This is a genomic window from Novilysobacter antarcticus (assembly GCF_019802285.1).
Classification (GTDB): Bacteria; Pseudomonadota; Gammaproteobacteria; order Xanthomonadales; family Xanthomonadaceae; genus Novilysobacter; species Novilysobacter antarcticus.
Genome location: NZ_JAIEUJ010000001.1, coordinates 572008 through 586594, shown reverse-complemented (window position 1 = coordinate 586594; position 14587 = coordinate 572008). Strand labels below are relative to the sequence as shown.

14 protein-coding genes are annotated in these 14587 nt (G+C 65.8%); 7 read left to right on the top strand and 7 right to left on the bottom strand.

Features of this window, described 5'->3' with window-relative positions; all coding sequences use genetic code 11:
- Positions 1-67 precede the first annotated feature (67 nt).
- Complete coding sequence (locus KZ491_RS02710; protein WP_222564307.1) at positions 68-547, bottom strand: heavy-metal-associated domain-containing protein; 480 nt, start codon at positions 545-547, stop codon at positions 68-70.
- 80 nt (positions 548-627) lie between these two features.
- Here KZ491_RS02710 and KZ491_RS02705 point away from each other — a divergent pair, with 80 nt between their 5' ends.
- Positions 628-2511, top strand: a complete 1884-nt coding sequence (locus tag KZ491_RS02705) for an ABC transporter ATP-binding protein (protein ID WP_222564306.1) — start codon at positions 628-630, stop codon at positions 2509-2511.
- A 10-nt stretch (positions 2512-2521) separates the two neighbouring features.
- Here the strand turns inward: KZ491_RS02705 and KZ491_RS02700 are convergent, their stop codons facing one another.
- On the bottom strand, positions 2522-3076 hold the full coding sequence (locus KZ491_RS02700) for a DUF488 domain-containing protein (protein ID WP_222564305.1): 555 nt from the start codon (positions 3074-3076) through the stop codon (positions 2522-2524).
- A gap of 79 nt (positions 3077-3155) precedes the next feature.
- Between KZ491_RS02700 and KZ491_RS02695 the strand changes: the two genes are divergently transcribed.
- The 4 genes from KZ491_RS02695 (at position 3156) to KZ491_RS02680 (ending at position 8877) form a co-directional block, all read left to right on the top strand.
- Positions 3156-4943, top strand: a complete 1788-nt coding sequence (locus KZ491_RS02695) for an ABC1 kinase family protein (RefSeq protein ID WP_246606469.1) — start codon at positions 3156-3158, stop codon at positions 4941-4943.
- A gap of 82 nt (positions 4944-5025) precedes the next feature.
- Positions 5026-5448 (top strand): universal stress protein, encoded by a 423-nt coding sequence (locus KZ491_RS02690; RefSeq protein WP_222564303.1) that lies wholly within the window; start codon positions 5026-5028, stop codon positions 5446-5448.
- An 88-nt stretch (positions 5449-5536) separates the two neighbouring features.
- Complete coding sequence (locus tag KZ491_RS02685; protein WP_222564302.1) at positions 5537-6346, top strand: ferredoxin--NADP reductase; 810 nt, start codon at positions 5537-5539, stop codon at positions 6344-6346.
- 122 nt (positions 6347-6468) lie between these two features.
- Complete coding sequence (locus tag KZ491_RS02680) at positions 6469-8877, top strand: Tex family protein (RefSeq protein WP_222564301.1); 2409 nt, start codon at positions 6469-6471, stop codon at positions 8875-8877.
- 22 nt (positions 8878-8899) lie between these two features.
- Here the strand turns inward: KZ491_RS02680 and KZ491_RS02675 are convergent, their stop codons facing one another.
- Positions 8900-9313: a hypothetical protein gene (locus tag KZ491_RS02675; protein WP_222564300.1), complete on the bottom strand. Its 414-nt coding sequence runs from the start codon at positions 9311-9313 to the stop codon at positions 8900-8902.
- A 146-nt stretch (positions 9314-9459) separates the two neighbouring features.
- Complete coding sequence (locus KZ491_RS02670; protein WP_222564299.1) at positions 9460-9723, bottom strand: DksA/TraR family C4-type zinc finger protein; 264 nt, start codon at positions 9721-9723, stop codon at positions 9460-9462.
- 200 nt (positions 9724-9923) lie between these two features.
- Between KZ491_RS02670 and KZ491_RS02665 the strand changes: the two genes are divergently transcribed.
- Positions 9924-10967, top strand: coding sequence for a sensor domain-containing diguanylate cyclase (locus tag KZ491_RS02665; RefSeq protein ID WP_222564298.1), 1044 nt, complete (start codon positions 9924-9926; stop codon positions 10965-10967).
- On the opposite strand, the gene KZ491_RS02660 is transcribed toward KZ491_RS02665, so the two are convergent.
- Genes KZ491_RS02660 through KZ491_RS02650 form a run of 3 tightly spaced genes read right to left on the bottom strand, consistent with a single transcriptional unit; the run spans position 10957 to position 14148 of the window.
- Positions 10957-11721 (bottom strand): ABC transporter ATP-binding protein, encoded by a 765-nt coding sequence (locus tag KZ491_RS02660; protein ID WP_246606468.1) that lies wholly within the window; start codon positions 11719-11721, stop codon positions 10957-10959. The two genes, KZ491_RS02665 and KZ491_RS02660, sit on opposite strands and share 11 nt — an antisense overlap.
- A gap of 22 nt (positions 11722-11743) precedes the next feature.
- Positions 11744-12946, bottom strand: a complete 1203-nt coding sequence (locus tag KZ491_RS02655; protein WP_222564296.1) for an ABC transporter permease — start codon at positions 12944-12946, stop codon at positions 11744-11746.
- A 5-nt stretch (positions 12947-12951) separates the two neighbouring features.
- Positions 12952-14148 carry an efflux RND transporter periplasmic adaptor subunit gene (locus tag KZ491_RS02650; protein ID WP_222564295.1) on the bottom strand — a complete coding sequence of 399 codons (1197 nt, stop codon included), beginning with the start codon at positions 14146-14148 and terminating at the stop codon, positions 12952-12954.
- Positions 14149-14314: 166 nt separating this feature from the next.
- Here KZ491_RS02650 and KZ491_RS02645 point away from each other — a divergent pair, with 166 nt between their 5' ends.
- Positions 14315-14578 (top strand): PAAR domain-containing protein, encoded by a 264-nt coding sequence (locus tag KZ491_RS02645; RefSeq protein WP_246606467.1) that lies wholly within the window; start codon positions 14315-14317, stop codon positions 14576-14578.
- Positions 14579-14587 lie beyond the last annotated feature (9 nt).

Sequence of the window (14587 nt, the reverse complement as noted above, 5' to 3'; positions counted from 1 at the left end):
CGCTGGCGCGGCGGGTATTGCTCCGCATCGCTGGCGGCCTCGCTGGCCGCCAGCGCATCCCGGTCGATCAGGAGCAACCACCGCAGCAGTCACTGCCTTCACCGCTGTGCGGCGCGGCGTTGCTGGCCGGGTAACCGGCCGCGGCCAACGCGTCGATGGCTTGCTGCTGGGTGATCAAGCCCTCGACGCGGACCTGCTGGTCGGCGACGTTGACAGTGACCTGCGCGGTCGGGTCCTGCGCGAGGATGGCTTTCTGGATGGCATCACCGCACTTGTCGCAGGTGATCTTTTCAACTTCGAGCAACATGGACTTCAACTCCTGATGAGCGTGGATTTTTGTGTAGGTGCAGCATCCGGCCAATCGATCGCCCGCGCCTTGACCCTGATCAGGCCAGCGGGAAATGCGTGGATTCGCGTCGGCAGCCAGCCCACGCGGCATGACTGCATTCACGCATTGCAGCTGGCCGGGTTGGCAGAATCGCGCCCTCACCAGGTCCGCGCGATCGCGCACCTTTTGCCCCAAGGAAGAAAGCCCGTTGGATTTCAATCGTCTTCACCCCCGTGCCTCCCGCTGTCGTGCCCCCCTGAACGGACCGAAGGCACCGCCTCGCTTCAGGGCTGACCGATATGGCTGAGGCAAAAACGGGCACGCACGGCCCGCTCCGACGCCCAAGTGCCAAGCCCTCGCTGCGCGAACGATTCGACGCGCTGCGCAACCTGCCGCCTTTCCTGAGCATGATCTGGGCGACCAGCCGGTCGCTGACACTCGTGACCCTCGGCCTGCGCTTGGTGCGCGCGCTGGTGCCGATCGCCACCCTGTACATCGGCAAGTTGATCATCGACGAGGCGATCCGTCTGGTCGCCATCGGCACCTCATTCGAGACCCTCCAGGTCGCGTGGCAGAGCGGTCAGCTCAACCACCTGGCGACGTTGCTGGCGATGGAGTTGGGCCTGGCGATCGCCTCGGACCTGCTCGGGCGGCTGACCAGCTACGGTGACGGGTTGCTTTCGGAGCTGTTCACCAACGCGACCAGCGTCCGCCTGATGGAACATGCCGCGACCCTCGACCTGCAGGACTTCGAGGATCCCGACCTGCAGGACAAGCTGGATCGCGCGCGTCGCCAGACGATGGGACGCATGAACCTGCTCAGCCAGCTGTTCGGCCAGCTGCAGGACGCAATCACGGTGGTCAGCTTCGGGATCGGGCTGCTGGTGTACGCGCCGTGGCTGATTGCCCTGCTCGCGGTGGCGCTGATTCCCGCGTTCCTCGGCGAGGCGCACTTCAACGCGCTGGGCTATTCGATCAACTTCGCCTGGACGCCGGAACGCCGGCAACTGGAGTACGTGCGCCAGATGGGCGCAAGCGTGGAGACGGCCAAGGAAGTCAAGATCTTCAACCTCCACCGGTTCCTGGTAGCGCGCTATACCGAGCTGGCCGACAAGTTCTATCTCGTCAACCGCGCGCTGGCCCGGCGACGCGCGCTGTGGGGTTCGGCGCTCGCCGCACTGGGGACGCTGGGCTACTACGCTGCCTACGCCTACATCGCCTGGCGCACCGTGCGCGGCGACTTCAGCATCGGCGACCTGACGTTCCTGGCCGGCAGCTTCCGTCGCCTGCGCCAGTTGCTCGAAGGCCTGCTGGTCGGCTTCTCCCAGGTCGCCGGTCAGGCGCTGTATCTGGACGACCTGTTCTCCTTCTTTGCGACCCAACCCAAGATCATCTCCCCGGCCGACGCCGCACCGTTCCCGCAGCCGATACGCACCGGCTTCGTATTCGAGAACGTCGGCTTCCGCTACCCGGACTCCAACAAGTGGGCGCTGCGGGGTCTGGATTTCGAGCTGCGGGCCGGCGAGGTGCTCGCCCTGGTGGGCGAGAACGGTGCGGGAAAAACCACCCTGGTGAAGCTGTTGGCGCGACTCTACGACCCGGTGGAGGGGCGGATTCTGCTGGACGGGCGTGACCTGCGCGAATACGACCTGGACGATCTCCGCGCAAACGTCGGCGTGATCTTCCAGGACTTCGTGCGGTATCACCTCACCGTCGGCGAGAACATCGGCGTGGGTCAGATCAACGCCATGGACGACCAGGTCCGGATCCGTGAGTCCGCGCGACGGGCGATGGCCGAGGAGATGATCGAGCGCCTGCCAGATCGCTACGAGCAGCTGATCGGCCGGCGCTTCAAGACCGGTGTGGACCTGTCAGGCGGCGAGTGGCAGAAGATCGCGATCGCCCGGGCCTACATGCGCGACGCGCAGGTGATGATCCTGGACGAACCGACCGCAGCGCTGGACGCGCGCGCCGAATTCGAGGTCTTCCAGCGCTTCAAGGAGTTGTCATCGGGCAAGACCGCGGTGCTGATTTCACATCGCTTCTCCAGCGTGCGGATGGCCGACCGGATACTGGTGCTGGCCGACGGCGGCCTGGAAGCAAGCGGCACCCACGAGGAGTTGCTGGCTGCCGGCGGCCGCTACGCGGAACTGTTTGAACTGCAGGCGGCGGGCTATCGCTGACGCTCGCGCCTCAGAACAAGGACGCCTGCGGCGGTTCGGGCGCGGAGTAGTCCAGCTTGCCATCGACGATCCGCGCCGCTGAGGTATAGGGATGCTCCTCGCTGCGTCCCGGCGCCATCAGGTGGATGACCTCCCAACCGTGCGCCTTGAAATCATCCGAGATGAGCCCGCGGTGACACTGCCACCACACGGCCTCGGCGCACATGATCGCCACCCGCTCCTGGCGGGCCAGCTCCGCCAAGCGGTCACGGGCCGCCTGGTATCCGGTCGTCTCCATGTAGTCGGCGTAGCCGCGGAAACTGTCATTGCGCCAGGCCGTGTTGTGGGTGTTGGGATCGACCTTGCGTCGCCCGCCCAGATCGGTCATCGGAACGAAAAGGATTCCCGTATCTTGCATCTCCCGCGCCATCGCCTCGGCGCTGAACTGCGGGTTGCGCCGGGAGCCTGGAAACCGGCGCACATCGACCAGAGCGGTAATCCCCGCGTCCTTCAGCATGCCCACGAAGACCGACCACTCGCGGGTGGAGTGCCCAATCGTCCAGAGCGTTTCGGCGGAACTTGACATGGTTCTCAGGGTGCCAGCCGACCCGTGAAGCGACGTTGACGCCTTCCCCGATACGGTATCGGCATTCATGGAGACCAACATGCCAGATACTGCACGCAGCAATGACGTCCTGCCCCCGAAAACGGATACAACTCCGGACGATGTCCCGGACGGGCAATTGCCGACGCCAGCCAGGGAGAAGGAGCCAGGCGTAGAGCACGGTCTGGCGCGGACCGCGCGGATCATCGGCTTCCTGCTCAAGTACCGCAATTCAGGCGTGTTTGGCGGTCTGGACCTCAGCGACGCGCTCGACAGCGCCGAGCCGGTACCCGCCGATGGCACGGCGGAGCAGTTCGTCGATGACCTGGAGGCGCTCGGTCCCACCTTCGTCAAGATCGGCCAGACTCTTTCCACGCGCCCGGACATGGTCCCGCAGGAATACGTCGACGCGCTGGAACGGATGCAGGACGACGTCTCCCCGCTGCCTTTCCCGGTGGTACGCGAGGCGATCGAAGACGCACTCGGGTTCCGCCTGACCAAGGCTTACGCCAGTTTCGACGAACAACCGCTGGGCTGCGCGTCGCTGGCCCAGGTACACCGCGCCACCCTGCGCGACGGCACCGCGGTCGCGGTGAAGGTGCAACGCCCGCACGCGGTTGAGCAGATTCGGGCCGATCTGGACGCTTTGGCATCGATTGCGGGCCGGGTGGACCAGGCAACCGACCTGGGCCGGCGCATCCACTTCGCCGATTGGGTCCACGAGTTCCGCAAGACGCTGCTGGCCGAGCTGGACTACCGCGCCGAGGCGGAAAACCTCGAACGCTTCGGCGAGCATTTCGCCGAGTATCCGGAGCTGACTGTTCCCAAGCCAGTCTGGGACCTGACCCGCACCCGGCTTCTGACCATGGAGCTTGTGGTCGGTACCAAGGTCACCCAGATCAGCGGCATGCGTCGTGCCGAGGAGCCGATGGGCCATCTGGCCACCGCACTGATGCGCGGCTATCTGGACCAGACCTTCATCCATGGCGAGATCCACGCCGATCCCCACCCCGGCAACCTGCTGGTCACCGACGACGGGCGTCTGGCGGTCTTCGACCTGGGCATGGTCGCGCACGTCCCGCCCAAGCAGCGCGAGCGGCTGCTGAAGCTGCTCTTCGCCGCAGTGGATGGGCGCGGCGAGGATGTCGCTGCCGAGGGCATCGCCATGGGCACGCGGCTGGAGGACTTCGACAGCGAGACCTACCTGCGCGAGGTCAGCCAGCTGGTGTCGCGTTACGCCGCCCACTCCACTCGCAGCCACGGCACCCATATGTCCGAGGGGCGCCTGGTGCTCGACCTGGCGCGCATTGCAACCGCGTGCGGGCTGCGTACGCCGCCGGAGATGAGCCTGCTGGGCAAGACGCTGCTCAGCCTGGAATCGGTCTGCGTGGCGCTGGACCCCAACATGGACGTCAAGAGCCTCGTGGAGGACCACCTGCAACATGTGATGCGCGAGCGGCTGCGCAAGACGCTCTCGCCGTCCAATCTTGCCGGGGAAATGATCGAGCTGCACGAGTTGCTGCGCGAGGCCCCGCGCAAGATCGGCGATGCGCTTTCGCTGCTGGCTGACAACCGCCTCCAGATGCGGATCACCGGCCTGGACAATTCGCAGTTGCTGGAAGCACTGCAGAAGATCGCCAACCGGATCGCCGCCGGCGCGGTCACCGCCGCGCTGATCCTCGCCGCAGCGTTCATGATGCGCGCCGGCGAGGGGCCGAAATTGCTCGGTTATCCGGCCGTCGCGATGGTGTTGCTGGCGCTGGGCGCGGGACTGGGCGTCGCAATCGTGCTCAGCGCATTGCTCGGCGATCGACGTGCCAAGCCGCGGGAAGAACGCGGACCACGCTGACCTGGAGACTTTTGACCTCAATCAAGCGCTGTCGGGCGATAACGTTCATAGTTGCCGCATAACGATTACCGGAGCCCCGTGAATGAAGATCCTCCTTGCCGTTGACGGCAGCGAAAACAGCACCCGTGCCGCGAACTTCGTGGCCAAACTCGCCAAGAGCCTGGCCACGCCGGCGCAGATCATCCTGCTCCACGCCGACGTGCCCCTGCTCGCCGGTGTGAAGGAGGCGCTGGGCACTCAGGGGACGCTGGATTACCACGCCGACAACAGCCGCTACGCGCTGAAGGATGCCCGCGCTGCGTTGAGCGCTGCCGGACTGGAATTCGACGCACGCGCGGTGGTCGAGGATGCCGACAAGGCCATCGTCGAGATCGCCGCCAACGATGCGGTAGACCTGATCGTCATGGGCTCGCGTGGACGCTCGGCGCTGCGGGGTTTCCTGCTCGGCTCCACCGCGACCAAGGTGATCGCCCAGGCCGGCGTGCCGGTGACGGTGGTCCGCTGACGGATATGCCAACCGATCGGGGGCGGGCCCGCCCGGCCCGATCGGCTAAAATGCGCATTCCCACGTCCCCCACGCAGTAACCTCAGCCATGTCATCTGCCTTCGGCACCGAAACCGTGCTGGACGTCCGTCACTGGACGGACGACTACTTCAGCTTTACCACCACCCGCGACGACGGCTTCCGGTTCGAGAACGGGCAGTTCGTGATGATCGGTCTGGATATTCCACAGCCCGACGGATCGACCAAGCCGCTGATGCGTGCCTATTCGATCGCCAGCGCGAACTGGGAGGAGCAGCTTGAGTTCTTCTCCATCAAGGTGGCCAACGGCCCGTTGACGTCCCGTCTCCAGCACATCAAGCCCGGCGATGCCATCCGCATCGGTCGCAAGCCCACCGGCACGCTGCTGATCCATGACCTGCACCCGGGGCGGAACCTCTATCTGCTGGGCACCGGCACCGGCTTCGCGCCATGGCTGTCGATCATCAAGGACCCGGAAGTGTACGAGCGGTTCGAGAGGATCATCCTGACCCACGGCGTGCGCCGGGAGGCTGATCTTGCGTACCGGGACTACATTCTCAAAGAGCTGCCCAACCACCAGTTCCTCGGCGAGGAGATCAGCGCCAAGCTGCGCTACTACCCGGCGGTTACCCGCGAGCCGTTCGTCTTTGACGGTGACGATCACCGCGGACGCCTGACGGACCTCATGGCCAGTGGGCAGCTCATGGAACAGCTGGGCATCGAGCCGCTGGACCCTGCGCACGACCGAGCGATGGTGTGTGGCAGCCCACAGATGCTGGCGGACTTCCGCGCCCTCCTGGATGGCCACGGGTTCACTGCCGCACCGCGCATCGGGGTTCCCGGGGACTACGTGTTCGAGCGCGCATTCGTCGAGAAATGAACGACGCACTGCGGCAGTAAGCGCCGGAGCGTTCCCTGTCAACGGCTTCCCCACTTGCACGGGCGCGGCCACAATCGGCCTCCCCGCGCTGCGGGGCCCGCTTTCAGCAAGGTCCTACCGCAATGCCCCAAGCCACCGTCACGCCCACCGATACACCCTCCAGTAAAGCCGCCGCTGCGACCGACGCCCGCCACGCTGTCCGTGTGGCCGCGCAGATCGCGGGGACCATCGCGGGAGAGATCGGTGCCCGCCCGGCCCAGGTGCTCGCCGCGATCGGTCTGTTGGATGAAGGTGCGACAGTCCCTTTCATCGCGCGCTACCGCAAGGAAGTCACCGAAGGCCTGGACGACACCCAGCTGCGCAACCTGGAGACGCGACTGATCTACCTGCGCGAGCTGGAGGACCGACGCGCCACCGTGCTGGCAAGTATCGAGGAGCAGGGCAAGCTGAGCGATGAGCTGCGCGCGGATATCGAGGCGGCAGACAGCAAATCCCGTCTGGAAGACCTCTACCTCCCCTACAAGCGCAAGCGTCGCACCCGCGCCCAGATTGCGCGCGAGGCCGGCCTGGAGCCGCTTGCCGACGGCCTGCTGGATGATCCATCGCAGGTACCGGAAACCGCAGCCGCTGCATTCGTCGATGCTGAAAAGGGCGTGGACGACGTCAAGGCGGCGCTGGAGGGCGCCCGCGCGATCCTGATGGAGCGCTGGGGCGAGGACGCGGCGCTGGTCGGCGAGCTGCGGGAGTGGCTGAAGGACGTGGGCGTGATCCGCGCGCGCGTCATCGAGGGGAAGGAAAACGAGGGCGCCAAATACCGCGACTATTTCGACCACGCCGAACCACTGTCCAGGATCCCGTCGCACCGGCTGCTCGCGCTGCTGCGCGCGCGCCGCGAAGAATTCATCCAGCTCGACCTTGACCCGGGCAGTGACGCGGACGCCGGCCATGCGCAGGCGGAGGCGCGGGTAGCGCATCACGCAGGTGTCGCCAATCGCAACCGTCCCGCCGACGCCTGGCTTCTCAACGCCTGCCGGCTCACCTGGAAGGCCAAGCTGCACCTGCACCTGCTGCTGGACCTGTTCGGCCAGGCGCGCGAGAAGGCTGAGGCAGAAGCCATCGCCATCTTCGGCGACAACCTCAAAGACCTGTTGCTGGCCGCTCCCGCCGGACCCAAGGCGGTGCTCGGGCTGGACCCGGGCCTGCGCACCGGGGTCAAGGTCGCAGTGGTCGACGCGACCGGCAAGCTGGTCGCCACCGACACCATCTTCCCGCACCAGCCGCGCAACCAGTGGGACGGCTCCCTGCACCTGCTGCGGGCGATGTGCGTGAAGCACGGCGTGCAACTGATCGCCATCGGCAACGGCACCGCATCGCGCGAGACCGACAAGCTGGCCGGCGACCTGATCAAGATGGCGCCCGAGCTGAAGATGCAGAAAATCGTCGTCAGCGAAGCCGGCGCATCCGTGTACTCGGCCTCAGAGCTGGCGGCGCGCGAGTTCCCGGATCTGGACGTCTCCCTGCGCGGCGCGGTGTCGATCGCACGCCGGCTGCAGGATCCACTGGCGGAACTGGTCAAGATCGAGCCCAAGGCGATCGGCGTCGGCCAGTACCAGCACGACGTGGACGCCTATCGCCTTGCCCGTGCGCTGGACGCGCGGGTCGAGGATTGCGTCAACGCGGTGGGCGTGGACGTCAACACGGCCTCGGCCGCCCTGCTCGCCCGCGTCTCGGGCCTGAGTTCGACCGTCGCCGAGAACGTCGTCGTCTACCGCGACCAGAACGGCGCCTTCAACAACCGCAAATCGCTGCTCAAGGTGCCGCGCCTCGGCGAGAAGACCTTCGAGCAGTGCGCCGGCTTCCTGCGTGTGGCAAACGGCGACGAGCCGCTGGATGCGTCATCGGTGCATCCCGAGGCGTATCCGGTGGTGGAACGCATCGTCCAGCAGAGCGGCCGCGGGGTGAAGCAGCTGATCGGTGACAGCGGATTCCTGCGCAGCATCGATGCAACCGCCTACACCGACGAGCGCTTTGGCTTGCCGACCGTGCGCGACATCCTCAAGGAACTGGAAAAGCCCGGCCGCGACCCGCGTCCCGAGTTCAAAGCCGCCCGCTTCGCCGACGACGTTCAGGAGATCAAGGACCTGAAGCCGGGCATGGTCCTTGAAGGCGTGGTCAGCAACGTGGCGGCTTTCGGCGCGTTCGTCGACATCGGCGTGCACCAGGACGGCCTGGTCCACATCTCGATGCTGGCCGACCGCTACGTCAAGGATCCGCGCGAGGTGGTCAAGGCGGGCGATGTGATCAAGGTGAAGGTGCTGGAGGTCGACATTCCGCGCAAGCGCATCGCCCTGACCTGCAGGTTGGAGGAAACGCCACCGCCGGCGACACCCGCTGCTGCTGAACGGTCACGCGCCCGTCAAACCAATGACACCCGCCGCTCCGCACCCGCCAAGGCGCCTGCCCGGCCGATGGCACCTCCGGCAAACAACGCGCTGGCGGCTGCATTCGCGCGGGCCAAGGAAAAGAACTGAGACTGGTGCGTCTGGGCGAGTCTCAAAGCTGTCCGTGACGCAGCCACCGCGAGGCTTCCGACTCGATGTCGAACACGCGCGCGACGAAGCCCCGCTCGCGGGCGAGGATCTCGGCGGTTTCGTTCTGCCAGGAGTGCGCCGTATCCGAACCAACGTAGGCCGTACGCACTTTGTCCAGGCCCAGCTCGCTCAAGTGCTGAATGAACTGCTCCAACTCAGCCAAGGTCAATGAGCTGCCGGCTGTGCCGTCAACCACCAACAGCGTTGCGAGGCAAGCGTTGAGCGTTTCCTTGGCAATAAGCGTCCAATACTCCTTGGATGCTTCCAGGCTGCCGGTAACTCCTGTGACCGACGCGCGCAAGCAGTCGCCGTCGCGACGGAACCCGATCTGAAAGCTGGATCCGTCGACAACGAGGGTGCTGGGCTCCGGTTCCATCAACATCTGCTGTCCGCCCCGACAGCTGTGGATCTGCGGCGTCCGGGAGCCGCCTGGGCAATCATTGGGACATCGCTCCTCGTTGTTAAGCGCCGCAGCTTAACCTGTCGGGTTCAGCTTGGCGGCGTTCAAGCTTTCCCGACCAATCAGCGCAGCTGGCTGTCCTTGCTGCCACGACGGTTGTAACCGCTTTCGGCGCGCTCGTTATCCTGCGCCTGCTGGCAGACCACGCAGAGGCGGACACCAGGCACGGCCTGCCGCCGAGCCTCTGGAATCGGCTCATCGCACTCCTCGCAATGCAACAATCCCGGCCCGCTTGCGATTCGGCTGCGCGCACGCTTCACCGCGTCCTCGACCGTCGCGTCAATCTGGTCCTGAACCGCGCCATCGCCTGCCCATCCGGTTGCCATGACTTACCTCCGCTCCACTGATCCTGCCTGGGTCCAGAATAGACCTGAGCAGTGCAACACAACGTTAGCCGCGAGCTGGGGCCGGTGTATGATTCAGCCGACAAACGGGGGGCCGTTGCGATGCAAAGACAGACGTTACCCGCACGATGTCTGCGCGATTGCGGCGCCGACGCTGACTGGCGCGCAGCGGGTGAGCCGGGATGAATCGCCGTGAAGCCCGCAACCCGCTATGGGTGAGCCGGCTCATCTACCCGTACCGGGTGGTGGGAATGGCCCTCGGCGGACTCTCGGTAGCGGCAGTGCTGCACGAGCTGCACGCCCCCTGGGCCGCTTGGGGGTTCGTCGTCCTGGGCTGTCTGGTTTGGCCGCATCTTGCGTACTGGCGTGCGACCCGCAGCGCGGACCCGCTGCGCGCGGAGAAGCACCACCTGCTGATCGACTCGGCGATTGCCGGAGCGATGGTCCCGATGATGCATTTCAACGTGCTGCCCAGCACCCTGCTCATCACCCTGACAACGGTGGACAAGCTCAGCACGGGTTTTCGGCGACTGTGGCTGCACTCCTTGCCGGCGCTGATCCTTGGCGGCGTGGCGAGCGCGCTGCTATTGGGAACCGGTTTCAATCCCCTGACGTCCATGCCGGTGTTGCTGGCGTGCATGCCGATGCTGCTGATCCACATGATCGCCGTCAGCATCGGGCGCTATCAGCTGATACGCAAAGTGACCGCGCAGAACCGTGAGCTGGATCGACTGCGCCGGATCGACACCCTGACCGGGCTTTCGCGCCGAGGGCCGTGGGAGGAACAGGCTCAGCAGGTCCTCGCCAGTCGACGACCCGGCCGGCAGGACTGCCTCCTGTTGATCGACGTTGACCGTTTCAAGCAGATCAATGACCAGCACGGCCACGGAGCAGGCGATGCGACACTGCGTGAGTTGGCCGAACGGATGCGACGTGTAATGCGACCGCACGACCACGTCGGACGGCGCGGTGGAGACGAATTTGCGGTATTGCTTCCGGAAACCACGCACGCGGAAGCCCTGGCGATCGCCGAGCGGCTGCGCAGCGAAGTGGAGCAGATCCGCCTGCCGGACTACCCGGGGGTGGTTCCGACGGTGAGTATCGGATTGGCCGTGGCTCCCGCCGAACCCGCGCGGCACGACACCTGGCTCGACACGTGGTTGGAACACGCCGACAACGCGCTGTATCGCGCCAAACACGAGGGCCGCAACACCGTCATGGGGTGACGAACATCCCGGACAGCGACGGTTCCCCACCCAGCTGCGAATGGGCCGTATCCCCGGTTATCCGGCCATCAGTCAACGTGACGGTACGGTCGCACTGCGATGAAAGCCGCGGATCGTGGGTCACCAGCAGGACGGCGCAGCCGAATTCGCGGTTGAACTTGCGAAACAGGGCGAAGACGTCCTCCGCGGTCTTACTGTCCAGGTTGCCGGTGGGTTCGTCCGCCAACAGCAGGGCCGGCCGGGTGACCAGGGCGCGCGCCACCGCGACCCGCTGTTGTTGACCGCCGGAGAGCTGGTCGGGCCTGCGGTCCGCAAAACCCCGTAATCCCACGTCCTGCAAAAGGCCTTCGCCGATTGCTCGCTGCTCTGCCGTGGGCTTGCCACCGGCAACCATCAACGGCATCAGCACATTTTCCAGCGCAGTGAACGCCTGGATGAGGTGGTGGAACTGGAACACGAATCCGATCGAGTGTCCGCGAACCGCAGTGCGGCGCACGTCGTCCATCGCCGTCGTGGCTTCGCCCAGCAAGCGGATCTCACCGCTCGTCGGCGTGTCCAGAAGCCCGATGAGGTTGAGCAGCGTGCTTTTTCCCGATCCCGAAGCGCCGACCAGTGCGGCGAAGTCGCTGCGCTGCAAGCGCAGGTCCAGACCGTGCAGCACTTCCACTTCGGTGGGCAGGCCGACGTTGTAGCTCTTGCGCACGCCCTCAAGGCGCAGGACTTCCTGCTGGTGGTCGTGAGAGGACCTGTCCAAGGAGGGAGCACTCTTTCCGGACTCAGACATGGCGGATCGCCACGACGGGATCAAGACGCGCAGCGCGGCGCGCAGGAATGGCCGCGGCGATCACGCCGGTCAACGTCGCCAGCCCGGTCGCCGCGACCAGCAGCCATGGGTTGACCGGTATATAGAACAGGCGCGGGCCGAAGTGATTGAACGCCATGACCAGACCGACCCCGCTGATGCCGCCCATCAGGGACCCAAGCAGCCCGAACAGCGCGCCCTGGATAAGGAACACCCGCAGCATCTGGGCGCGGGTGATGCCGATTGCCCGCAGGATGCCGATCTCGCGGGTGCGCTGGACCACGCTCACCGACAGCACGCTGGCGATGCCGAGCGCGACGCTCAAGGCGACGAACACGCTGATCATCGTTGTGGACATACTCTGGCTGCGCAGGGCGTTGAGCAGCTGCGCGTTGGTCTCCATCCAGCTCTCCACTTTTTGCCCGGTGAGTCGACGGATGCGCGTGGCGACGGCGTCGGCGTGGAAAATGTCGGTGACCGTCAGGTCGATCACCGTCGCCGCACCGGGCAGGTCCAGCAGCGACTGCGCCTGGCTCATATCGAGGTACACGTAACGCGCGTCCAGCTCACGCACGCCGAGCTCGAAGATCCCGGCGACGTTGACCACGCTGGCGCCACCCTGCCCCGTTTCCAGCCGCAGTTTGTCGCCGACGCTGACGCCCAGATCGATCGACAGCTGCTTGCCAATGACCGTCTCACCGGCACCGATCCGGAACGCTCCAGAGATGATGTCGTCGCTGATGGGCAGGATCTGCTGGTAGCGGCGCGGGTCGATGCCCACCAGGGCAACCGACTGCAGCGCTTCTCCCCGCCGCGCGAATGCCGGTCCCGAGATGATCGGCGAGACCGCGGTGACTTGCGGGAACTCGTCCAGCACGTCGCGCAGTTGCTGCCAGTTGTTGATCGAGCGCAACCGCTGCGCACGTTTGGTCTCCAGCAGCATCCGAACTGCCGGGCCGTCCAGCGGCAGGACCCGATTCACCTCATCGGGTGGCGACACCTTGATGTGCGACTGGGTGCCCAGTGTGCGGTCGACAATGTTGTGCTGCAGGCCGGTGATGAGCGCGGTGATGAAAACGATCACCGCGACACCAACGCCAATGCCCACCAGGATCAACGTGCTTTGCGCGCGCCCCTCGCGAAGGAATCGGGTGGCGATGGTCCATTCGGTCCACATGGCCGTCAGTCGAACTTGACCGGTATTTCGCGATCGGTCGCGGAATCCGCGCGTTCGGACGGAATCGCTCCGAGTCGCGGACGTACCCGGTCGCCATCGGCTAGCGTTGCCTCGGGGGCGCTCAGGACCACATCACCTTCGGCCAGTCCACCGGTGACTTCGGTGACGGTGATTCCACGCAGACCCAGCGTCACCGGTACCTGCTCGACCCTGCCATCAGTGACCTTCCACACCCCCGCGTTGCCGCGCTCGTCGCGCTCCAGGGCGTCATTGGGGACCACCAATGCGCGTTCGCGACGCCCGGTTTCCACGTTCACCGAAACGGTCATGTCCTGGCGCAGGAACCCGGGCACGGGATTCATCTGCAGGCGGATATCCACGCTGCCGCGCTGCGGATCCACCGCCGGGGCAATGAAGCCGACCGTCGCAGGGAACGGGCGATCCGGGTAGGCGTCGGCAACGCAGATCGCCGATTGTTCAAGGGCGAGGACCGACAGGTTTTTCTCGTCCACCGGAACCAGAAGTTCGGTCTGGCCATCGCGGGCGATCTCGAACAACACCTGCCCCGGCTGGACGACATCGCCGGGCTCGGCGTCGCGGGTCAGCACAGTGCCGCCGACCTGTGCACGGATGCGGGTCTTCTGCAGCATGGCTTCGGCTGCGGACACCCGCTGGCGCGCCTCGGTCTCCGCGGGGTTGCCCGGTGACAGCGACCGCGCGCTCAGCTCCGCCTGGTCCAGAACGGCGCGGGCCGCGGCTTCAGCCTGCACCGACTGCTCCATCATCTCGCGCGACACCAGTTGCTGGGCAAACAGCTCACGCCGGCGGACCGCCTCCCGACTCGCCTGGGTGAAAGCCGATCGGGCCCGGCGCAATGAGGCTTCCGCCTGCGGCTTTCCCGATTGCTGCAGATCGGCCAGCGCCGCCCGTGCTTCACCCAACCGCGCCTGGTATTCATCGGCCTGCAGCACCGCCAACACATCCCCGGCCTCGACCGTGTCGCCTTCGCGGACCAATCGTTCGGCTATGACACCGGCGACCTGCGCACCCACCTGGGCACGCGATGCTGAAGCCACCCGGCCGGTTGCGACGACGGTCTGCACCAGCGGCTGTGCTTGCAGGCGGTACGCAGGCATCTGCGGCCCTTGGACCTTGCGCATGATCAGCCATCCGGACAGGACGACCACGAGGGCGAGGATCACCAGCAATGCGCTACGTGTGCGGGTGGGTTTCAGGGTGGCCTCCCGGCGTCTTCAACGCGGAATAACGAGCAGTTTGCCGTCCTGTTCATCATACGGTCGCCGGCCGAGCGCGGGGTGTGCTTCCGCGCGCTAGACTGGCCGGGTCGAGCGAGACAAGGAGAACACCATGGCGAAGATGTGGATTGTGATCGGGGATCCAACCAGCGGCGGCGGCCAGGTCATTACCGGCTCACCGTTTACCGATATCGATGGAAAGCCGGTGGCGCGCGTGACCGATCAGGCAACGTGCCCAACCCACAAGGGCAGTTTTCCGATCGTCGATGGCGACACCACCACCCTGATCGATGGCCAGCCGGTTGCCGTGCACGGCAGCGGCCTGGCGTGTGGGTGCAAGGTGCTGGCGGCCAAGCAGGTGCGCGTGTCCCTCTAGTAGCAGCAG